A 19,477-nucleotide genomic window follows, 5' to 3' on the forward strand; every position below is an offset into this window, starting at 1 on the left:
TTCCAGCGCAACGTGCTTGGCGACCAGATCGCACATGATGCACGCATCGAATTAGGACGAATGAAGCGATGGAGTGCATCATGCTGACGAGAAGGACCGCCCTGATGGGAGCCGCGATCGCGGCGCTGATGATAAGTGCGCCGGCGTTGGCTGCCGACGACCTCAAGCTGCCGCGCGAACGAGTCGAGCTGGTCGCGCCGCCCTTCGTGCATCCGCACGAACAGGCGACCAAGGCCGGACCGAAGATCGTGGAGTTCAAGCTTACGGTCCAGGAGAAGGAAGTCGTGGTCGACGACGCCGGCACCAAGTTTCATGCGATGACCTTCAATGGCTCGATGCCGGGCCCGATGATGGTGGTGCACGAAGGCGACTACATGGAGCTGACGCTGGTCAATCCCGCAACCAATTCCATGCCGCACAACATCGACCTTCACTCGTCGACCGGAGCGTTGGGCGGTGGCGCGCTGACCAAGGTCAATCCGGGCGAACAGGCGGTACTGCGCTGGAAGGCGACCCGTCCGGGCGTCTTCGTCTATCACTGCGCTCCGGAGGGCATGGTCCCATGGCACGTGGTCTCCGGCATGCATGGCACAGTGATGGTGCTGCCGCGTGATGGATTGAAGGACCGTGACGGCAAGCCGCTGCACTACGACAAGATATTCTACATCGGCGAAAACGACCTCTACATACCGAAGGACGCGAACGGCAAGTACAAGACCTACGATACGGTCGGCGAGTCCTATGCTGATACCACGGAGGTGATGCGCAAGCTGATCCCGACGCACGTCGTCTTCAACGGACGGGTCGGTGCGCTGACCGGCAAGAATGCATTGACTGCGAAGGTCGGCGAGACCGTGATGATCGTGCATTCGCAGGCCAACCGCGACACCCGTCCTCACCTGATCGGCGGGCACGGCGACTATGTCTGGGAGACCGGCAAGTTCAACAACCCGCCGGAGAAGGATCTCGAGACCTGGCTGGTGCGCGGCGGTTCGGCGGCAGCCGCGATATACACCTTCCGTCAGCCCGGCGTGTACGCCTACCTCAACCACAACTTGATCGAGGCCTTCGAACTCGGAGCCGCAGCGCACATCAAGGTGGAAGGCAAATGGAGCGATGACCTCATGAAGCAGGTCTCTCCTCCCGGCCCGATCCCGGCCGACAAGCTCGGCGCCGCCGACCCGGTAACCCTAAGCCGGTAGGTGGAGCTGAAGGAACGGCCCGCGGTCCCTACCCGCGGGCCGTTTCACCAAGTGGAGGCGACATCATGCTCATCCTGATGAAAATGAAAACGGCCATGCTCGCCGGCGCGCTGGCTGCGCCGATCCTGGCCACCGTGTTCTCGCCCGCGCCTCCGCATGATGACAACGGTGCTGTGCGCCTCTCTCCTGTTTCGTTCAGCTATCGGGCTGCCGGCGATTTCTCGCGGGATGACAGACCGGTCGAAGGGCCCCTGCGCAAACTCCGCCTGCCTGCTGAACTCACTGTCATGAAGCGGCAGGTCACGGTCGCCGAGTACGTGCGCTGCGTCGACGACGGAGCCTGTCCAAAGGTGCCGGTCCCCAACGGCTCCCTGGACGTGCCCGTCGTCGGCGTCAGTTGGCACGACGCCTCGGCCTATGCCGCATGGCTTTCGCGCAGGACCGGCATTACCCATCGTCTACCGACCGACGAGGAGTGGACATTCGCGGCCGCCGAGAAGGCGCGCGACGAAGCGTTGCCGCTGGTCGACCCGGCGGATCCGGCGCAGGCCTGGATCGCCAGATATGAAGCCGAATCCGCCCGCTCCAAGCCCGCCGAAAAGGCCGCGCAGCCGGGGGGCACGTTCGGCACGAACAGCAACGGACTGGACGACCTGGCCGGCAATGTTTGGGAGTGGACGGATAGCTGCTTCGTTCGCGCCTCGCTCGACGACAGAGGCGAGCGGATCACCAACACGAATTGTGGGGTCCGCGTCGTGGAGGGAGCCCACCGCGCCTACATGACCGACTTCATCCGTGATCCCAAGTCCGGCGGATGCGCCGTCGGCATTCCGCCGACCAATCTCGGCTTCAGGCTGGTCGTCGAGCCTTCCAGCTCGATCACTGCTGCGATCTCCCGGAATGTGGCGACGCTGCTGCCGCGAACCTGAGCGGCCGAATCTTCACCTCTCCCGCTTGCGAAAGAGGGAGCGCCGCCTCACCGGGGCCACCTCTCAACCTGATATGCGATTGAGCTAGAACAAAGTCATTCCACCACGGGTCCGATAGATCATGCGGAGACGAAGGAGGAAGGCAGATGCGATCCGACTTGGCGCAATCCTACGGGCAGGACCGGCTGCCGCGCTACACCAGCTATCCGACGGCCCCGCATTTTTCACCTGCGATCGGCGAAGTCGATTATCGGCAGTGGCTCAAATCGATACCCATTCGCCAGCCGGCGTCACTCTATCTCCACGTCCCGTTCTGCCGAGCCATGTGCTGGTACTGCGGATGTCATACATCCGTAAGCAAGCGTGACGAGCCGATTGCGATCTACGCGTCGGGCCTGCGCACGGAGGCACTCCTTGTCGCCGAGACGATTGGGCAAAGGCTGCCGCTCTCCCATATCCACTTCGGTGGCGGCACGCCGACAATCATGTCGCCGGAGACCTTCGCGGACCTCATCGGTGCCTTGCGCTATTCGTTCTTCGTGCTGCCGGAAGCCGAGATCGCCGTCGAGATCGATCCGCGCACGCTGACCGAGCCGATGGCGGAGGCGCTGGGCTATTGCGGCGTCAACCGCGCGAGCCTTGGCGTCCAAAGCTTCGATCCGGCCGTGCAGCGCGCCATCAATCGGCACCAGAGCTATGAGCAGACCGCCGCGTCCGTCGAGCGGCTGCGCCGGGCCGGCATCAGCAGGCTCAATTTCGACCTGCTCTACGGCCTGCCGCTGCAGACGGTGGATTCGTGCCTGGACACGGTTGCAAAATGTGTCGAGCTACGTCCGGATCGCTTCTCCGTGTTCGGCTACGCGCACATTCCCTCCTTCAAGAAGCACCAGCGCAAGATTGCCGAAGAGTCCTTGCCTGACAGCATCGAGCGGCATCTTCAGTCCGAAACGATCGCGCAGGCGTTGCTCGATGCGGGCTACATGCGCATCGGCCTCGATCACTTCGCCCTTCCCACCGACAATCTTGCCGTGGCGAGACAAGAAGGCAGGTTGCGGAGGAATTTCCAGGGCTACACCGACGATTCGGCCGACACCCTCATTGGCCTCGGCGCCAGCGCCATCGGCCGCATGCCGCAAGGTTTCGTGCAGAACGCCGTGCCGACGCGCGACTATCTTGCGCGCATCGTCGAGGACCGGCTCGCCACGGTCAAGGGCTACGCCTTCACCGAGGAAGACCGCTTCCGCGCCGACATCATCGAACGGATCATGTGCGATCTTGCGGTTGACCTCCCCAAGGTATCGCGGCTGCACGGCCGCGATCCACAGTCAGCTATCGTCGATCGGTCGCGGATCGAAAGCCTCATCGCCGATGGCGCTGTGACGATGTTCGGTGACCGCCTCGCGGTCAACGATGGCGCCGAATTCCTGGTCCGCAGCGTCGCCTCGGCATTCGACGCGCATCTTCCACGATCCGTGGCCACACACAGTCGTGCTGTCTAGACCTGCCGGAAGGTTAGGGCGTACTGAGATCAGGCTAAGTGGGCGCCACGTCGGAAGTGTCTTACCTCTCCCCATCGGGGAGAGGTCGGATCGCATGCAGCGGAGCGAAATGCGATCCGGGTGAGGGGGATGCGCTCAATCGAGGGACCGTAACCCCTCACCCGGCGCTGCGCGCCGACCTCTCCCTATGGGAGAGGTGAACAAGCGCAATCACCCCGATTCAAACAAAGGTCATCGCGCTCTAACTATTGCGTCAGCTGGCGGTAGAGCGCCGGCAAGGCGGCTGGCAGGCGCCGGATGTTGCCGACGATTGCGTAGCCGCTGCGCCCGAACAGCGTCGGAAAATAGCTCTGAGCGGTCGCATCGATCGTGACGCCGAAGACTGCGGCGCCGAGCCGGCGCGCCTCCTGGACGGCCTTGCGGGTGTCTTCGATGGCGAAACGCCCCTCATAATGGTCGACGTCGTTCGGCTTGCCGTCGGTGAGAACGATCAGCAATTTCTTTCGCTGCGGCTGCGCCGCAAGTTCCGACGCGGCGTGGCGCACTGCCGCGCCGATGCGAGTGTAGTATCCGGGCTTGAGTGCCCCGATGCGCCGCTCGACCTGCGCACTCATCGGCTCTCCGAACGCTTTGACGGTCTCGAGCCGCACCCAGGAGCGACGGCGCGAGGTGAAGGTCAGGATGCTGTGGTGATCGCCGCAGGCCGACAGTCCGTGAGCCAGGACAAGCAACGCTTCCTTCTCCACGTCCAGGACGCGGTACCCATCGACCCAGGCGTCGGTCGAGAGCGATACGTCGACGAGCAGCGTCACCGCCAGATCGTGACCTTGCGGTCGCATCGCGAGGTGAACGCGATCGAGCGCGCCGCTGCCGGCACGGAGATCGCAACGCGCACGGACCAGCGCGTCGATGTCGAGAGCGTGCCCATCGGGCTGTGCCCGCGCGAGCTCGTGGCGAGGCCGCAGCGCCTCGAACTGGCGCCGCACCTGGCGGATGCGGCGGCGCGTGGCCTGGTCCGCCGCCCAGCTTTCGCCGGTCTGGCTCGCATGCGCCGTCAACACGCGGCAGTGGTCCTGCAGATAGATGCGGCCGCGATAATCCCATTCCGGGTAGAGCCGCTCGCCATCGAGCCGCGAGGGGTCGACCGCTTCCGGCGGCAGGTCGAGATCGAACTTCAGCTTCGTCGCAGGTTTTCCGCTGCGCCGCCCGATCGACAGTTCTTCCAGATCGTCGGCCGCCTTGCGCGCATTCTCGTCCTCGGTGTCGTCGGAGGGGCGATCAACGTTCACCATCTCCGCCATAGCCAGGATCTTCTCGAACCGGTTGAGGATGAACGGATCCCTCTTGTCGGCTTCGTTCTCCCGCTCGCGGGTCGCAAAGCGCTTTCGCGAGTCCGGCGCGTCCGCCTGGGCGTCGTGCGAGACATCGTCCTGATCTTGAGATATCTGGGCGAGGTCGCGGGTCCAGCAATCGCCCCACAACGGACACGGCAGCACCGGGCGATATCCGGGCGGCGCGCGTTCCGGCAACGCGTTCTCGCCGATCAGCGAAAACCACAGGTCCCCTCGTGGCGGAGCCGCGGCGCCAAGGAGCGCGAGCACGATCTGTTCGACCTCGCGCTCCACGCGAGGCAATGGCCGCTGCGGCCGGGCGGATACCACTGCCGCAGCCAGTCGTGTGTAGGAGTCTGCGAGTCCGGGAAATCGAGCGGCGACCATGGCGGCCGTGGCACGGGCGCGACGTAGGATGAGGAGATCGCGCCGCAGCGGATCGGTCTCGTCTATCGCCTCCAGCGGCACGGTGGCAAACCAGGCAGCGAGCCAACGATAGAGAGCCGCGTTCAGGGCGCGATCCGGAAACAAAGCGATGCGCTCGGGCAGGAAGACGGTCGCCGCGTCGCGTCCGGGATGGGCAAGGGATTCGTCACCGAGGCCAATCCGCTGCCTCCAGGCGAGCCGGTGTCCGGATTTGCGGGCGCCCGCGCCGGCGAGCGCGACGCCCGCCTCGCCGCCGAGCGCGCGGAACATGACGGCGATCTGTCCCTGCATCTCGGAGAGTGCGACCGCGTGATCGGCGTGAACCGGATAGGACGCGGTCGCGCCGACCAGGCGATGCCACGCACGGCCGACGGTCTCCTCCAGCTCGAGAAAATCCAGCATCGACGCTCACCTATCCAATGACGGCCCGTGCGACCTCCACCAGCGCGGCCTTGACGTCGTTATCATCAGTCAACGGCTCAATCATGCCGGCGAGGACGGCCTCGGTGACGGAAACACCGGCCGCGACGAGGGTGGCGGAGTAGACGATGAGGCGCGTCGAGACACCCTCCTCCAGGTCATGTCCCTTGAGCGCGCGCAGACGTCCGGCGAGCTGCACCAGCGGCCGCACGCGATCCGGCGGAAGCCCGCTTTCCGCCGACACGACGGCGATCTCCTGCTCCGGCGGCAGAAAGTCGAACTCGATGGCAACGAAGCGTTGCCGTGTCGACGGCTTCAATGCCTTCAGCAGACTCTGGTAGCCGGGATTGTAGGAGACGACCAGCATGAAGCCCGGCGGCGCGACAAGCTCCTCGCCGGTGCGCTCCAGCGGAAGGATCCGGCGGTCGTCCGTCAATGGATGCAGCACCACCGTCACGTCCTTGCGGGCTTCCACGACCTCGTCGAGATAACAGATGCCGCCTTCGCGCACCGCCCGGGTCAGGGGACCGTCCGTCCAGACCGTGTCGCCGCCCTTGAGCAGGTAGCGGCCGGTGAGATCGGCCGCGGTGAGGTCATCGTGGCAGGCGACGGTATGCAAGGGGATGCCGAGGCGTGCGGCCATGTGGGCCACGAAGCGGGTCTTGCCGCAGCCGGTCGGGCCTTTCAGCAGCACCGCCAGGCGGTGACGCCACGCGTGCTCGAACAGCGCGCACTCGTTTCCGCTCGGCACATAAGCCGGAATCTCCGAAGCGGGGCCTGCCACAGCCTGAAAGACGGATTTCATGATGGTTCTCCGGGACATCGAGGGAATGGCGGCCGCGACGCGCGCGGCCGCCGCGTTGCTTTACTCGGCGGGCTGCAGCGCTCCGCCGGCGAAGGACCGCTTCTCACGTCCGGGCACCAGCACGGCCCAGACGAACATCAGCGCGGAGATCGCGACGAACACACCGGAGCCGAGACGGACCCAGTAGAACATTGCGAGCTGGTCCTGCACTTCCATGTAGCTCTGGCCGAGGACGCGCTGCAGATGGACCTGGACGACGCCGGCGAAGGTCAGCGCGAAGGTCATCGTCAGCATCGCCGTGCACATGATCCAGCAGCTTGCCATGCTGAGCCACTGGTTGTAGGGCGCGCGGCCGCGGATCTCCGGGATCGCATAGGCCATCACCGCGAGGTTCAGCATCACATAGGCGCCGAAGAACGCGAGATGCCCGTGTGCGGCGGTCACCTGGGTGCCGTGCGTGTAATAGTTCACCGAGGACAGGGTGTGCAGGAAGCCCCACACGCCGGCGCCGAGGAACGCCATCACCGAGCAGCCGACGGACCACAGCAGCGCCGCGCGGTTCGGATGCTTGCGTCCGGCCTTCCAGGTCATCTGCACGGTGAAGATCACCATGGTGAAGAAGGGCGCGACCTCCAGCGTCGAGAACAGCGAGCCGATCCACTGCCAGTATCCCGGCGCGCCGATCCAGTAGAAGTGGTGGCCGGTGCCGAGGATGCCCGAGAACAGCGCCAGGCCGATGATGACGTAGAGCCACTTCTCGACCACCTCGCGGTCGATGCCGTTGAGCTTGATCATCAGGAAGGCGAGCACGGAGGCCATGATCAGCTCCCAGACGCCCTCGACCCACAGGTGCACGATGTACCACCAGTACATCTTGTCGACCGCGAGATTCGCCGGATTGTAGAACGCGAACAGGAAGAAGATCGCAACGCCCCACAGGCCGAACAACAGGATGTTCGTCACCGTGGTCTTGCGCCCCTTGAGCGCCGTCATCGTCACGTTGAACAGGAACATCAGGCAGACGACGACGATGCCGACCTTGATAATGAAGGGCTGCTCGAGGAATTCACGCCCCTCATGGTAGTGGAAGAGATAGCCGACGACCGCGGCGCCCGCGGCGCCGAAGAACATCCAGAACTGGATCTTGGCGAGCAGCGGACTGAAGAGCTCGGTCTCGGTCTCCTCCGGCAGCAGGTAATAGGTCGCGCCCATGAAGCCGATCAGCGACCACACGATCAGGGCGTTGGTGTGTATCATCCTGACGATATTGAAGGGCAGGAGGACCGAAAGCGTGTTCGGCAGGACGTAGATCGTGCCTGCAAGCAGGCCGAAGATGACCTGGGCGAGGAAAAGCGTCAGCGCGCCGTAGAAATACAGCATCGCGACTTTCTGGGTCTGGTACTTCATCGAAAAGCTCTCTTGTTGAAGGGCTGTCGGGACGCGGTGCTCATCCGGCCTTGTTGGGCGGCCAGTCCTGGCGCTTGATGGTGCTGGTCCATTGCAGGAAGTCGGCGAGATCGTTGAGTTCCTGGTCGGTCAGGTTGAATTGCGGCATCTGCCGCCGGCCGGGCGCGCCTGACGGCTGCGACTGCATCCACGACTTCAGGATGTCCCTTGCCGCGGCCGGATCTTCCTTGCCGCCCCAGCGATCCCACACGTTGCCGACCTCAGGCGCGAAATAGGCGCCCTCGCCGAGCAGCGTGTGGCAGTTGATGCAAGAGTTCTTCTCCCAGACATGTTTGCCGCGCGCGACCGAATCCGTCAGCGTCGAGGCGTTGGTCGAGGTGTTCACCATGTAGTAGTGGCTGTGGGCCGTCAGGCCGAGGAAGATCGCAAAGAAGAAGGCGGATCCCCCGTAGAAGACGTTTCGGGCAGCCGTTTTCGTGAGGCGTTCAGCCATCACCTATCCTTTCCCGTTCTTGTTGATGGTGCGAGCGCCCGGCCAATCTACGCAGCACTCCCGTCGGTTCTTTGTGCTGGAGCAACCAGCGCTACATTCGGCGGCTCAGATCAGCAATCTGGCGACGGAGGCCGCCCAGGCGAGCGATGCGACGGCGAGCACCCAAGCGGTGATCAGTCCGCGCCAGATCGCGGGCACGGAGCGAAGTCCGAGGAAGTCGAGCAGGATCCATCGCCCTTTCAGGGCCGCGAGGGCGAGCACGACGACGTTGCCCAACCAGGCAACTGGCACGCTTCGAGAGGCGATCAGCGTCGCGATCGCGAGGCCGATCAGGAGGATCAGGGTCGTGTCGAGCGGATGACGGGCCATCATTCAGCGCACCAAATAGATGATCGGAAACATCAGGATCCAGACCAGGTCGACCATGTGCCAGAACGACGTTCCGGTCTCGACCGCGCCCCCTTCCGCACCGCGCTGAACCACTGCGAGGATCACCATGCCGAGCACGACGTGCAGCAGGTGGAAGCCGGTCAGCAGGAAATACAGCGTGAAGAACGTGCTGGTCTCCAGTCCCGCACCGGCCGCGATCTCGCTATCGTATTCGAGCAGCTTGATCGCGACGAATACGCCTCCAAGCGCGATCGCGAGCCCCAGCCAGCGACGGCACGCCACCGCTGCACGCGCGCGAGCGGCTGCCGCTCCACGTGCGGCGGCCCACCCGCTGGTCACCAGAACCAAGGTGTTGAGCGCCGCGAGGCCCGGCTCAAGAACGGCCTGGCCGGAGGCGAAGATGGCAGGATTGACGGCGCGGGCGACGGCGAATGCGCCGAGCAGCAGGCCGAAGACCGCAAGCTCGCTGAAGATCAGCACCCAGATCATGGGGTCGCCGGGGAGTTCAGCCAGCAGGCCGCTTTCCTGCACTTCGCAATCTTGAGCCGACATGGATCCTCCGGACGGGTCGTGCATCGGATCGCTATCGGGGATGACAGCCCCGATCTTTGTTGCCGGACAAAGACGGGTGCAGCCCGCCGCGTAGGGTCCGGTCAGCACGGTCGCACAAGGCGGGCGGCATTGAGTTGCTAGAGCACGATGCGGAAAAGTGGAAACCGGTTTTCCGAAAAGATCATGCCCAAACAAAGAGACGAGATCGGAGTTGGAACCATGAGCGACGCGCAGGTAGGCCTCATCACCGCGACGCCTCTGATCATGATCTTCGCCAGCGCGCTGCGAGCCATGGGCGTCCTGTCGACCACCGCAACGGTCTCAGCGATTGCGCTGTCGGCCGCAATCGCCGCGTTGCTTTCCTTGACCCAGTAGCCGGTCTCCGAACGGTCATCCAATCGGCGGCCGGAGGGTATGCCAGTCCGTGACCGACTGGAACGCGTGAGCTGCGCGCGCGAGCATATCCTCTGAGAGATGCGGGCCGACCAGCTGCATGCTCAGCGGCATCCGATCCGACGCCATCCCCATAGGAAGCGTGATCGTCGGACTCCCGCTGAAGTCGAACACCGCGGTGAAGCGCAGGATGCTCAAGAGCACGTTCGGATCGGCGCCGTATTCACTCATTTTCGCAAGGGTTGGAATCGGCACCGGCATCGTCGGAATGAGCAAAAGATCGATATCCCCAAACAATGCTGCCAGGCTGCCGCAGAACTTGAGGCGCTCATGATGAATGGCCGCGATCTCGACACCGCTGACCGACCTGCCCTGCTCGATCAACTGCGCAAGGTCCGGACCGTATTCCGATTTGCGTGATGGATAGGTCTCCAGATGCGCTTCGGCTGTCTCGACCGAGCACATCGGGATCCATAGGCTGACGAGTTTCTCGTAGAAGGGAAATCGAACCTCACGGATTTCGGCACCGAGCTCCACCAGCGTGCGCTCGGCCTCCAGCAAGGCCGCCACGACCTGCGGGTCGATTCCATCCTGCGTGTATTTGCGATCCACACCAATCCTGAGGCCGCGTACGCCATCGCCGATTCGGGCCAGATAATTCGGAACGAGAGCCTGCAGAGCAGTCGGGTCGTTGGCATCAGCGCCTGCGATGACGCCCAGCATCGCTGCGGCGTCCGCAGCACTTCGGCACATCGGTCCGATATGATCGAGCGAGTCCGCCAATGGGAAAATCCCGTATCGGCTCACCCGGCCCCATGTCGGCTTGATCCCCGTTAATCCGCAGGTCGCCGAAGGAAATCTGATCGAACCGCCGGTGTCGCTTCCGATCGATCCGTAGCAGAGACCGGCGGAGGTGGCGACGCCCGATCCGGTCGATGAGGAGCCGACCCAATAGTCCGCATTCCAGGGATTGAGCGGGGCCTGATCATCAGGATGATGGCTCGTATAGGCGCCTTCCGTCATCTTGAGCTTTCCGAGCGTGACTGCGCCGGCGCGCTCGAGGCGATCAACGATCGTCGCATTGAAGGACGGCACGAAGTTCGCATGAACCTTCGTGCCGCCCGCCGTCGGCGCAAATGTCGTATAGCACAGGTCCTTCAGACCGATCGGAACGCCATGAAGCGGGCCGCGCCAAATGCCCTTGGCGATCTCGCTGTCATGCTGCCTTGCCTGCGCCATGGCCCGCTCCGCGAGGACGACGGCATATCCGTGCAAGCCTCCATCGAGCTTGTCGATGCGGTTCAACGTTGCTTCAGTGACCTCCGAAGGCAACACCTTCTTGCGGCGAAACAATTCGGACAGTTCAGATATGGACTTGTAGTGCAGTTGATCCGCAGACATGTCGAGTTCCTGTTGTCATCGGGAATGCGCTCGCGCGCCAGCACCGGACGCTCCGGCGTCGGGACCTTTCATTCGAATTCCGCCGCGCCTACCTAGAACTGCACGCCTCGTGTCAAGGCACCGTCCACGACAAGGTTAGTTCCCGTGATGAAGCTGGCCGCCCGGCTCGCAAGGAACACGACGGCATTCGCCATCTCCTGTGGCGTGCCCATCCGTCCTGTCGGATTGAGCGCCAGCGCACTCTTGTACAGTTCGGGATTGCTGTCCTTGATCATGTTCCAGACACCGCCCTCGAAATAGGTGTTGCCCGGAGACACGGAATTGGCGCGTATGCCCTTCGCGGCGAGCTGATAGGCCAGGCCCTGCGTATAGTGGATGATCGCCGCCTTGAAAGTGCCGTAGGGGCCGCTCGCAAAATCGACCTCGCGTCCCGACACGCTGGAGATCGTCACGATCGCAGGAGCGCCGCTCTTTTCCAGATATGGCATCCCGGCATTCACCAGGCGGACCGTTCCCATCATGTCGGTGGAGAATTCCTTCTCCCAGCTTTCCTCGTCCTGCCCTATGGACAGGGCGCTGACATTGGCGACGACGACATCAATGCCGCCGAGCTTCGATGCCATGTTGCTCACCCAGGCCTTGAGTGCCGCACCATTGGATACATCGACCGAACCGCCAAACGCCGCAACGCCCTTTGCCTTGAGCGCCGCGACCGTGCTGTCCACGTCCGCCTGATTGCGCGCGCAAATTCCGACATTGGCGCCCTCATTGGCGAAGGTCTCGGCGATCGCCCTGCCGATGCCCTTGGTGCTGCCCGTGACGAGAACGTTGGCTCCTTTAAGACCTAAATCCATGTTCGTCTCCCTCCCTGATCATTTTGATTTCAAATGACGCGTTCATGAACAAGGCGCGCTCCTGCAAAGGTGAGGCTCATAACAGCAGTTGCGCGCGGACATTGTCTGCGTTGACGTCCTCGCCGGCCAGCGATCGCGTGATCTTACCTTTTTCCATGATGTAGCAGCGCTCGGCGATCTCCAGGATCGTATCCAGGTTCTGCTCGACGAAAACGATCGTCGTTCCCAGCTCAGCCCGGAACGATTTCAGCGCGTCGCAAATGTGCTGCACGATCGACGGCTGGATACCCTCGGACGGCTCGTCGAGGATCATCAAGGTCGGATTTCCGATCAGAGCCCGGCCGATCGCAAGTTGCTGTTGCTCGCCTCCGGACATGGTGCCGGCAACCTGCCGCCGCCGCTCCTTCAATCGTGGAAAATACTCATAGACGAGCTCGGGCAGCTTCTTGCCCTCTGGTCCGCCGATCAGTTCGCCGACCTGCAGGTTTTCCTCGACGCTCATCTGCGGAAACACATCCCGTCCCTGCGGGATGTAACCGAAGCCGGCGCGCGCCCGGGCGTCGGCCTGCAACTGGGTCACATCCTCACCTAAGAAGGTGATCGTGCCGCGCCACGTCTCCAGAAGCCCGATCAGGCACCGCATCAGCGTCGACTTGCCGACGCCGTTCCGGCCGATCACGCCGACGATCTCGCCGCGGGACACCGACATGCTCACGCCCTGCAGGATCGGCGTGGCGCCGTAACCCGCCCAGAGTTCCGATACGTCCAGAATCCGATCAGTGGGCATGCGTCTTACCAAGGTAGATTTCAGCGACTTTCTCGTCCTGAATGATCGTCTCGAGACTGCCTCGCGCGAAGATCTTGCCGAGATGCAGCACGGTCACGCGTTGCGCAATCTGCCGCACAAATGCCATGTCGTGCTCGACGACGAGAATCGTCATGCCCTCGGCATTGAACGACTTGATGAGCTCCCCGGTCTTGAACGTCTCCTCCGGCGACATGCCGGCGGTCGGCTCGTCCAGCAATAATAGCTGCGGCTGCAGCGCCAGCGCCATGCCGATTTCGAGCCACTGCTGCTGGCCGTGCGAAAGAGCACCGGCCAATTTGCCGCTGTCCGACGCAAGATCAAGAAGCGTGAGCAGCCGCTCCTCCTCAACGTCGCGCTCCGCGCCCGAGAGGCGCCCCTGCAGCGCGATCTGGATATTCTGCCGGACTGGCAGCTCCTTGAACACGCTCGGCGCCTGCATCTTGATGCTCATGCCCCGCTGCACACGCGCAAAGGGGCGTTCCTCGGTGATATCGATGGAGTCGAAGAAGATGCTGCCTTTGGTCGGCGGATAGAGGCCGACGATCAGCTTGAACAGCGTGCTCTTGCCGGCACCGTTGGGGCCGATCAGGCAATGAACTTCCCCGGCATTAACACTCAGATCGACATCGGAGACGGCCGTCAATCCGCCAAAGCGTTTGGTCACGCCCTTCACATCGACAAGCGTCATATCAGGCCTCGTCCGATTGCAGACGGCCGGTGTCTGCCAGAGTGGAATTTGCGTCACGCCGCCGGCGCCCGATCCAGCGATCGACCACGAGCTTGCCGACACCGAGCACAAAACCCTGCGGCGCCAGCATCACGGTGGCGAGCAGAAGCGTACCCATCAGCACGAGCGCAGCCTGCTGGCTATAGACAGTGATGGTCTGGAAGCCGAACAGCAGCAGGAACGAGCCAACCAGCGTCGCCGTCAGATCGCTTCGTCCGGAGAATGCGACCCACACGATCGGCATGGCGGCGGCCGGCAACCCGATGCTCGATGGGGTGATGAACTGCCCCCAGGACGTATAAAGGGCGCCGCTGAGGCCGGCGAGCCCGCTCCCGATGACGAATGTAAGCAATTGATACTTGCGGACGTCGTAGCCGAGCATCTCGGCGCGCTGCGGGTTCTCGCGCGTCGCAACGATCACGTTGCCGATGCGCGAGTTCACCAGCATGCGCAGCGCGATGTAGACGATCACGATCAGCGCGACCATGACGTAGTACAGCGCGGATCCCTCGATGTAGAAATCGCCGACGGTGAGCGGATCCATGCCCTTCATGCCGTTGAAGCCGTTCAGCCGCGCAGTGCCGATGTGCCATTCCGGTCCGGCGGTCTGTCCAAGGAAGAACGCCAGCACCAGCGTCGCCGACAGCGTCACAATGCCGAAGAAGATGCCGCTGATGCCGCCCCAGATCATGAAATAACCGAGGATTCCTGCCGCGATCATCGCGATGATCACCGACAGCACCAGCGCTGCGATCGTCGTCGAACCTCCGCCCATGTTGATGGCCAATACGCCATAGGCATAACCGGAGATGCCGAAGAAGAATGTCTGGCCGAACGACAGCATGCCGCCATAGCCCCACATCAGGCAGAGGCCGAGCGCCATGAAAACCCAGATCAGGAAGTAGGAGAAGTTGCCGACATCGTAGGAGTCCGCGAAGACCGGATAGATCAACGCGGCTGCCAGCACGGCGAGAAAGCAGGACCAGAACGTCCATCCACGTCCCAAGGTCTGCGGACCATCAAGCAGTTTGAACATCACACCCCCGCTCAGCGTCCGCGACGGACCAGCACGCTGGAAAGGCCTTCGGGCAAGACACGGATGATCAGGATCACTGCAAACAACATGCCGATCTGGCCGATGATCTGCCCATAGCTTGCATTCAGGGCCATTCGAATCATCGCCAGGAACACGGCGGCCGGCGCGGTACCAAGCAGGACATTGGCCCCGCCGACCACGACGGTGACGAAACTCTCCACCACGAACGTAGCACCCATCGTCGGAATCAGCGTCATCGTCGGCGCGTAAAGCGCACCGCAAAGGCCGGCGAGCCCGGCGCCGATGCCGAAACTGATTGCGTAGATCCGCCCGGTGCGCGCACCCAACGCCTTTGCCATCGCGGCATTCTGCATCGTCGCGCGCGCCATTACGCCGAACCGTGTCTTCATGAAGATCACGTAGAGACCGATCAGCACAGCGACCGCACACGCGAACAGCACGAGTCGATAGGTCGAGAATGTGTAGCCGCCGATCGCAAAGCTGCCCTCCGGCGTGCCGATCCCCGTGACCGACGATCCCACGATCAGCAGCATCGATTGCGTGACGATCAGGCTGAGTCCCCAGGTGGCGAGCAAGGAATCCAGCGGTCTCTTATATAGCCGACGAACAATGAGGTATTCGACGGCAACCCCGATCAATCCAGCCGTCACCGCGGCAAGCCCCTGCGCAATGGCAAGCGGCACGCCGAGCTTCACAAGTCCGACCGTCACATAGGCCCCGCACATGATGAACTCGCCATGCGCCATGTTGATGACGCCCATCATGCCGAACACGATCGCAAGACCTGCGGCCGAGAGGATCAGAAACGCGAAGACGTCGGCGAATTGGTAAAATACCGAGAATAGTTCAGCCGACATCGTCGGTCTCCCGCTCCTTCGTCATGGACGCCGCAGCGATGCGCCGTCCGCGCAATTCAAAGTCATGATCCGATTAGTGGCGTCACGACTTGTTGGGCAAATGACTCGGCGTGTACTGGTCCTTGTCATTCTTCTTGGTGAGGTCGCAGCCGATGTCGCCAAGCCAGTACGGCTTGATCGTTCCGTAGTCCTTCACGACGGTCACCTCATGTTGAGGACCGACGGAGATCAGACGCATGCGGTGAGAAGTGTGCTGGCTCTTGGGGTCGATGCAGACCTTGCCTTCGGGTGCATCGATGCAGGCCTCACCAGTTGCGATCACCTTGCGCATGTCCTCGAGCTTGGTCGATTTCGCCTTCTCGACCAGCGCCTTGTACATGTAGAGCGCGTTATAGGCGTTGTAGCCCATGTCGTTGATGTAGAGTTCATCGGGGAACTTCGCGTGCCAGCGCTTCTTGAAGTCGTTGGCTTCGGGCGTATCGATCTCCTCGAACCAGTTCGCGGTCGCATGCATGTTGTTGAGCGCCGGCGGCTTGAACCGCTTGTGCTCGAAGCCGAGCATGACCTTGATCGACGAGCCCATCGGCAAATTGAGCTTTGCCGCGGCGGCCTGCTCGAAGAACGAGTCCTGGGCGGCGCCGACATTGATGGTCAGGAGCCAATCCGGCTTCGCCTTCTGGATATTCTGGATCGTCTGCGCGAACTGCGAAACGCCGAGCGGGATGAATTCCTCGCCGACGACCTCGCCGCCGAGATCCTTCATGATCTTGCGGTTCCACTCCGCCGAGATCTGTCCGAAATTGTAGTCGGCAGCGATGACGTAGACCTTCTTTCCGAACTTCTCGACCATCCAGGGGATCAGCGTCGAGAACTGCTGCTCGGGGACCGCCCCCATGCTGATCATGCTCGCGTCGCAGACGCCGCCTTCGTACTGGTTGGTGTAGAAATACGGCGTGGTCGTCCGATCGATGATCGGCCGGACGGCCTCGCGCGAAGCGGACGTGATGCCTCCGATCAGCACATCGACCTTGTCGCGACTGAGCAGACGTCGCGCAAACTCTTGATAGCGGGCATTGTCGCCCTGTGGATCGAGATGGATGAGCTCGATCTGCCGCCCGAGGATGCCGCCGCTCTTGTTGATCTCCTCGACCGCAAGCTGCGAGCCGTGAAGTTTCGGCATGCCCATGAATGCCAGATCGCCGGAGACGTCCTCGAGCAGACCGACCTTCAGCGGCGGCTCGGCTGCCTGCGTGGCACCGAACGCCGCCGTCCCCAGCACGACGCCAAGAAGAGCGGTCCGGAGCAGATGTCCTGATTTCATTGAAATGTCCCCTTGTTGAAAAGCGGCTGAAATTTACGCCTTGAGGTAGGTTTTCAGGATCGATGCACCCATCGTGTATTTCGGGTCGACCATGTTGCCGAGCCGCATGCGTCCGGTCTGGCTGAGCAGCATGTACGCGTCGATCTCGTCGAAGCCGTAGTCGGCGCTCATCCATCGCGTGAGTTCGCGGTAGGCGATGCGGGCCGCATCCTCGAGCGGGCGTGCGCTGCCGATGGTCATGATGAAATCGCGCGTCTCCAGACGGGGCCAGGCAAAGCTCCAGTTCTTGATCAGATCGATCTGGAGCGTGACCGTCGCACGCTGTTCGAGCGCAACGCCGGAGAGTTCGCCATCTCCCTGTGTTGCATGGCAGTCGCCGACGTAAAGAAGCCCGCCCTCGGCATGCACGGGCAAATAAAGAACGGCCCCGGGTGCGACATCGGGCAGGTCCATGTTGCCGCCATGATAGTCCGGCTGCAACGAGGAGATTGCCTCGATCTCGGGCGAGACACCAATCGTGCCGATGAACGGCTCATAGGGCAGCGTGATCTTGTCGTTCCAGCGCACGCCGTTCCTGTCGACATGCAGCTTGCGGACGCGCTCAGGCAGCGGTGGATTGAGCATCGCTGTCGAGCTCGTCCCAACAAGCCCGCCGAACTCAGGGATGATGCAGGTCGTTCCGGCCGGCTGCTCGCCGCGAGTCTCAACGTCGTGGATATAGACGGCAAGGCAATCGCCCTTCTTGGCGCCCTTCACCGCGATCGGCCCGCATTGCGGGTTGAGGTAGGGAAAGTTCAGTTTCGCCGTCGGACTGTCGCTCTCGCTCGTAAGCACGCCGCCGAACGCGTCCTCGGTCTCGACGACAACGACCTCTCCCGGATCGATCGACAGCGTCGGCTTCGCATAGGGTCCGTAGACATAGTGAAAGCCCCCCTGCTGCTCGATCGTCAAACTACGTTTCGTGCCGGCCACCCCCTTGGCGAGGCCGCGCTTCGACATGATGGAACTCTGCAACCAGTCTTCTGCTGTCATGCGAACGGCTCCTTGGATCAGAGAGCGGGATGATGCTTGTGCCAATCGGTGACGCGCTGGAACGCGTCACCCGCATGGACAAGACCCGCTTCATCGAAATGGCGGCCGACAAACTGAAAGGCGACCGGGCCGCCGTTCGGGGCGAAACCGCCCGGAAGCGTAATGGTCGGGCTTCCGGTCATGTCGAACGGACAGGTGAAGCGCAGCAATCCGGCGATCAGGGAAGCGTCTTCGCCGAGCGTTGCCATCGTCGCGAGCGTGGGTGCGGCAAAGGCTTGGGCCGGCACAGCGATGAGATCGACCGTCTCAAACAACCGTCGCACCGCGCCGCGAAACGCTTCGCGCCGCAGCACGATCTTCTGATAGTCGGTGGCGGACTGCTGCAGGCCGAGATCGAGCAGCCCCGCAAGCGCGGGACCGTATTCGCCCTTGCGCGACGGGTAGGTCGCCTCGTGCGCAACCGCTGCCTCGATGCCGCAAAGCGGAAACCAGTCGTCGACAATGGCCTTGGTATCCGGAAAGGCGATCTCGCTGATTTCTGCGCCGAGGTCCACCGCGACCCGCAAAGCTTCACTGAGGACCTTGCTTGCGGCCTCATCGGTGCCTTCGCTGGTCCAGCGCCGATCGACACCGATCGCAACGCCCCGCAGACTGCCGGACAGGCCGGCAAGATAGTCCGGCACGGCCAGCGGCACGGCGGTGGTGTCCTTGGCGTCCTCGCCCGCGATCGCGCCGAGCATGGCACCGCAATCGACCGCGCTGCGCGTCATTGGCCCGATATGATCCAGCGTCGCCGCGAGTTCGAACGCGCCATAGCGACTGACCCGCCCCCAGGTCGGCTTCAGCCCGGTGATGCCGTTGGCTGCGGACGGAAAGCGGATCGAGCCGCCGGTGTCGGTGCCGAGCGAGCCGAAGCAGAGACCGGCTGCGGTGGCGGAACCCGAACCGCTCGACGACGCGCCCGACCACAAATCCACGTTCCATGGATTTTTCGGTGGGTCGATCTTCGGATGATGATCGGCGTAGGCACCTTCGGTCTGCTGCAGCTTGCCAAGGATGATCGCGCCCGCCTCTTTCAGGCGCGCAACGACCGTGGCATCCTCGCTCGGACGGAAGTCGCGATGGATGGTCATTCCATGCGCGGCCGGTGCGCCCTTGACCCAGCAAAGATCCTTGATCGCAACCGGCACGCCGTGCAGCGGCCCCTTGACCTTGCCAGAGGAGATTTCCTTTTCTGCTGCCGTCGCTTCCGCAAGCGCGGAATCAGCCATGACACAGGCGTAACTCTTGAGCTTGGGATCGAGCCGATCAATCCGTTCAAGCATCGCCTTTGTCACTTCGACAGGCGACAGCTTCTTCGCCTGTATCTGCTGCCCAACCTCGACCAACCCGAGATAGCAAATATCTGTCGTCGGCATCGCCTTTTTTGTTCCTCGCTCGTCGCTTCCCAGGCGTATCAGGCCGATCGTCGCGCACGCGCCATCGGCCTGGCGACACGCATGTTTCGCCAGTTTCTTGTACGGCAAAAGAAAAAAGCCACCCGCCCCTCCGGAATGAGGTGACGAATGGCTCA

At 62.8% G+C, this 19,477-nt stretch carries 19 protein-coding genes; 4 read left to right on the forward strand and 15 right to left on the reverse strand.

From position 1 onward, the window contains the following. The first annotated feature begins 80 nt into the window (after window positions 1-80). The 3 genes from nirK to hemN all read left to right on the forward strand — a co-directional run bounded on the left by nirK (window position 81) and on the right by hemN (window position 3,630). The gene (gene nirK, locus AC5ZG5_RS21850) at window positions 81-1,202 is read left to right on the forward strand and encodes a copper-containing nitrite reductase (protein ID WP_456642671.1); all 1,122 of its coding nucleotides are present in this window, start codon (window positions 81-83) and stop codon (window positions 1,200-1,202) included. 65 nt (window positions 1,203-1,267) lie between these two features. Continuing rightward, window positions 1,268-2,131 carry an SUMF1/EgtB/PvdO family nonheme iron enzyme gene (locus AC5ZG5_RS21855; RefSeq protein WP_456642672.1) on the forward strand — a complete coding sequence of 288 codons (864 nt, stop codon included), beginning with the start codon at window positions 1,268-1,270 and terminating at the stop codon, window positions 2,129-2,131. 146 nt (window positions 2,132-2,277) lie between these two features. After that, window positions 2,278-3,630, forward strand: coding sequence for an oxygen-independent coproporphyrinogen III oxidase (hemN, locus tag AC5ZG5_RS21860; protein WP_456642673.1), 1,353 nt, complete (start codon window positions 2,278-2,280; stop codon window positions 3,628-3,630). 245 nt (window positions 3,631-3,875) lie between these two features. Here hemN and AC5ZG5_RS21865 read toward each other — a convergent pair whose 3' ends face one another. From AC5ZG5_RS21865 to AC5ZG5_RS21890, 6 genes are all read right to left on the reverse strand, one after another. After that, the gene (locus AC5ZG5_RS21865) at window positions 3,876-5,789 is read right to left on the reverse strand and encodes a nitric oxide reductase activation protein NorD (RefSeq protein ID WP_456671152.1); all 1,914 of its coding nucleotides are present in this window, start codon (window positions 5,787-5,789) and stop codon (window positions 3,876-3,878) included. A gap of 10 nt (window positions 5,790-5,799) precedes the next feature. Beyond that, a complete protein-coding gene (locus AC5ZG5_RS21870) occupies window positions 5,800-6,612 on the reverse strand; it encodes a CbbQ/NirQ/NorQ/GpvN family protein (RefSeq protein WP_456642675.1) in 813 nt (270 codons plus the stop codon). A gap of 60 nt (window positions 6,613-6,672) precedes the next feature. After that, a complete protein-coding gene (locus tag AC5ZG5_RS21875) occupies window positions 6,673-8,019 on the reverse strand; it encodes a cbb3-type cytochrome c oxidase subunit I (RefSeq protein ID WP_456642676.1) in 1,347 nt (448 codons plus the stop codon). 40 nt (window positions 8,020-8,059) lie between these two features. Beyond that, on the reverse strand, window positions 8,060-8,512 hold the full coding sequence (locus AC5ZG5_RS21880; protein WP_028162230.1) for a c-type cytochrome: 453 nt from the start codon (window positions 8,510-8,512) through the stop codon (window positions 8,060-8,062). A 105-nt stretch (window positions 8,513-8,617) separates the two neighbouring features. After that, on the reverse strand, window positions 8,618-8,884 hold the full coding sequence (locus AC5ZG5_RS21885; protein WP_456642677.1) for a cytochrome C oxidase subunit IV family protein: 267 nt from the start codon (window positions 8,882-8,884) through the stop codon (window positions 8,618-8,620). Continuing rightward, entirely contained in the window at window positions 8,885-9,454 is a 570-nt protein-coding gene (locus AC5ZG5_RS21890; protein WP_456642678.1) for a cytochrome c oxidase subunit 3, read from the reverse strand. A 219-nt stretch (window positions 9,455-9,673) separates the two neighbouring features. On the opposite strand from AC5ZG5_RS21890, the gene AC5ZG5_RS21895 reads away from it, so the two are divergent. Then, window positions 9,674-9,829, forward strand: coding sequence for a hypothetical protein (locus tag AC5ZG5_RS21895; RefSeq protein ID WP_456642679.1), 156 nt, complete (start codon window positions 9,674-9,676; stop codon window positions 9,827-9,829). 15 nt (window positions 9,830-9,844) lie between these two features. On the opposite strand, the gene AC5ZG5_RS21900 is transcribed toward AC5ZG5_RS21895, so the two are convergent. The 9 genes from AC5ZG5_RS21900 to AC5ZG5_RS21940 form a co-directional block, all read right to left on the reverse strand. Next, window positions 9,845-11,248 (reverse strand): amidase, encoded by a 1,404-nt coding sequence (locus tag AC5ZG5_RS21900; RefSeq protein WP_456642680.1) that lies wholly within the window; start codon window positions 11,246-11,248, stop codon window positions 9,845-9,847. Between the two features lie 92 nt (window positions 11,249-11,340). After that, window positions 11,341-12,102: an SDR family NAD(P)-dependent oxidoreductase gene (locus AC5ZG5_RS21905; RefSeq protein ID WP_456642681.1), complete on the reverse strand. Its 762-nt coding sequence runs from the start codon at window positions 12,100-12,102 to the stop codon at window positions 11,341-11,343. 76 nt (window positions 12,103-12,178) lie between these two features. Further along, a complete protein-coding gene (locus AC5ZG5_RS21910; protein WP_130223980.1) occupies window positions 12,179-12,889 on the reverse strand; it encodes an ABC transporter ATP-binding protein in 711 nt (236 codons plus the stop codon). Further along, the gene (locus AC5ZG5_RS21915) at window positions 12,879-13,598 is read right to left on the reverse strand and encodes an ATP-binding cassette domain-containing protein (RefSeq protein ID WP_456642682.1); all 720 of its coding nucleotides are present in this window, start codon (window positions 13,596-13,598) and stop codon (window positions 12,879-12,881) included. Before AC5ZG5_RS21915 ends, AC5ZG5_RS21910 begins: the two co-directional genes overlap by 11 nt. Window position 13,599: 1 nt before the next feature. Further along, complete coding sequence (locus AC5ZG5_RS21920; RefSeq protein ID WP_456642683.1) at window positions 13,600-14,673, reverse strand: branched-chain amino acid ABC transporter permease; 1,074 nt, start codon at window positions 14,671-14,673, stop codon at window positions 13,600-13,602. A gap of 11 nt (window positions 14,674-14,684) precedes the next feature. Further along, on the reverse strand, window positions 14,685-15,551 hold the full coding sequence (locus AC5ZG5_RS21925) for an ABC transporter permease subunit (RefSeq protein WP_028162223.1): 867 nt from the start codon (window positions 15,549-15,551) through the stop codon (window positions 14,685-14,687). 82 nt (window positions 15,552-15,633) lie between these two features. After that, on the reverse strand, window positions 15,634-16,872 hold the full coding sequence (locus AC5ZG5_RS21930) for an urea ABC transporter substrate-binding protein (RefSeq protein WP_456642684.1): 1,239 nt from the start codon (window positions 16,870-16,872) through the stop codon (window positions 15,634-15,636). Window positions 16,873-16,905: 33 nt separating this feature from the next. Next, window positions 16,906-17,904, reverse strand: a complete 999-nt coding sequence (locus tag AC5ZG5_RS21935; protein ID WP_130223970.1) for an acetamidase/formamidase family protein — start codon at window positions 17,902-17,904, stop codon at window positions 16,906-16,908. Between the two features lie 17 nt (window positions 17,905-17,921). Beyond that, complete coding sequence (locus AC5ZG5_RS21940) at window positions 17,922-19,322, reverse strand: amidase (protein ID WP_456642685.1); 1,401 nt, start codon at window positions 19,320-19,322, stop codon at window positions 17,922-17,924. Between the last annotated feature and the right edge of the window lie 155 nt (window positions 19,323-19,477).

This window comes from Bradyrhizobium sp. Ses1 (genome assembly GCF_059512365.1).

Bases quoted from the DNA above. Each gene is read 5' to 3' on its own strand.
- AC5ZG5_RS21940 (WP_456642685.1), bottom strand. From the start codon at position 19,322: ATGCCGACGACAGATATTTGCTATCTCGGGTTGGTCGAGGTTGGGCAG.
- AC5ZG5_RS21915 (WP_456642682.1), bottom strand. From the start codon at position 13,598: ATGACGCTTGTCGATGTGAAGGGCGTGACCAAACGCTTTGGCGGATTG.
- AC5ZG5_RS21930 (WP_456642684.1), bottom strand. From the start codon at position 16,872: ATGAAATCAGGACATCTGCTCCGGACCGCTCTTCTTGGCGTCGTGCTG.
- nirK (WP_456642671.1), top strand. From the start codon at position 81: ATGCTGACGAGAAGGACCGCCCTGATGGGAGCCGCGATCGCGGCGCTG.
- AC5ZG5_RS21910 (WP_130223980.1), bottom strand. From the start codon at position 12,889: ATGCCCACTGATCGGATTCTGGACGTATCGGAACTCTGGGCGGGTTAC.
- AC5ZG5_RS21875 (WP_456642676.1), bottom strand. From the start codon at position 8,019: ATGAAGTACCAGACCCAGAAAGTCGCGATGCTGTATTTCTACGGCGCG.
- AC5ZG5_RS21920 (WP_456642683.1), bottom strand. From the start codon at position 14,673: ATGTTCAAACTGCTTGATGGTCCGCAGACCTTGGGACGTGGATGGACG.
- AC5ZG5_RS21855 (WP_456642672.1), top strand. From the start codon at position 1,268: ATGCTCATCCTGATGAAAATGAAAACGGCCATGCTCGCCGGCGCGCTG.
- AC5ZG5_RS21870 (WP_456642675.1), bottom strand. From the start codon at position 6,612: ATGAAATCCGTCTTTCAGGCTGTGGCAGGCCCCGCTTCGGAGATTCCG.
- hemN (WP_456642673.1), top strand. From the start codon at position 2,278: ATGCGATCCGACTTGGCGCAATCCTACGGGCAGGACCGGCTGCCGCGC.
- AC5ZG5_RS21895 (WP_456642679.1), top strand. From the start codon at position 9,674: ATGAGCGACGCGCAGGTAGGCCTCATCACCGCGACGCCTCTGATCATG.
- AC5ZG5_RS21925 (WP_028162223.1), bottom strand. From the start codon at position 15,551: ATGTCGGCTGAACTATTCTCGGTATTTTACCAATTCGCCGACGTCTTC.
- AC5ZG5_RS21935 (WP_130223970.1), bottom strand. From the start codon at position 17,904: ATGACAGCAGAAGACTGGTTGCAGAGTTCCATCATGTCGAAGCGCGGC.
- AC5ZG5_RS21865 (WP_456671152.1), bottom strand. From the start codon at position 5,789: ATGCTGGATTTTCTCGAGCTGGAGGAGACCGTCGGCCGTGCGTGGCAT.
- AC5ZG5_RS21885 (WP_456642677.1), bottom strand. From the start codon at position 8,884: ATGATGGCCCGTCATCCGCTCGACACGACCCTGATCCTCCTGATCGGC.
- AC5ZG5_RS21905 (WP_456642681.1), bottom strand. From the start codon at position 12,102: ATGGATTTAGGTCTTAAAGGAGCCAACGTTCTCGTCACGGGCAGCACC.
- AC5ZG5_RS21900 (WP_456642680.1), bottom strand. From the start codon at position 11,248: ATGTCTGCGGATCAACTGCACTACAAGTCCATATCTGAACTGTCCGAA.
- AC5ZG5_RS21880 (WP_028162230.1), bottom strand. From the start codon at position 8,512: ATGGCTGAACGCCTCACGAAAACGGCTGCCCGAAACGTCTTCTACGGG.
- AC5ZG5_RS21890 (WP_456642678.1), bottom strand. From the start codon at position 9,454: ATGTCGGCTCAAGATTGCGAAGTGCAGGAAAGCGGCCTGCTGGCTGAA.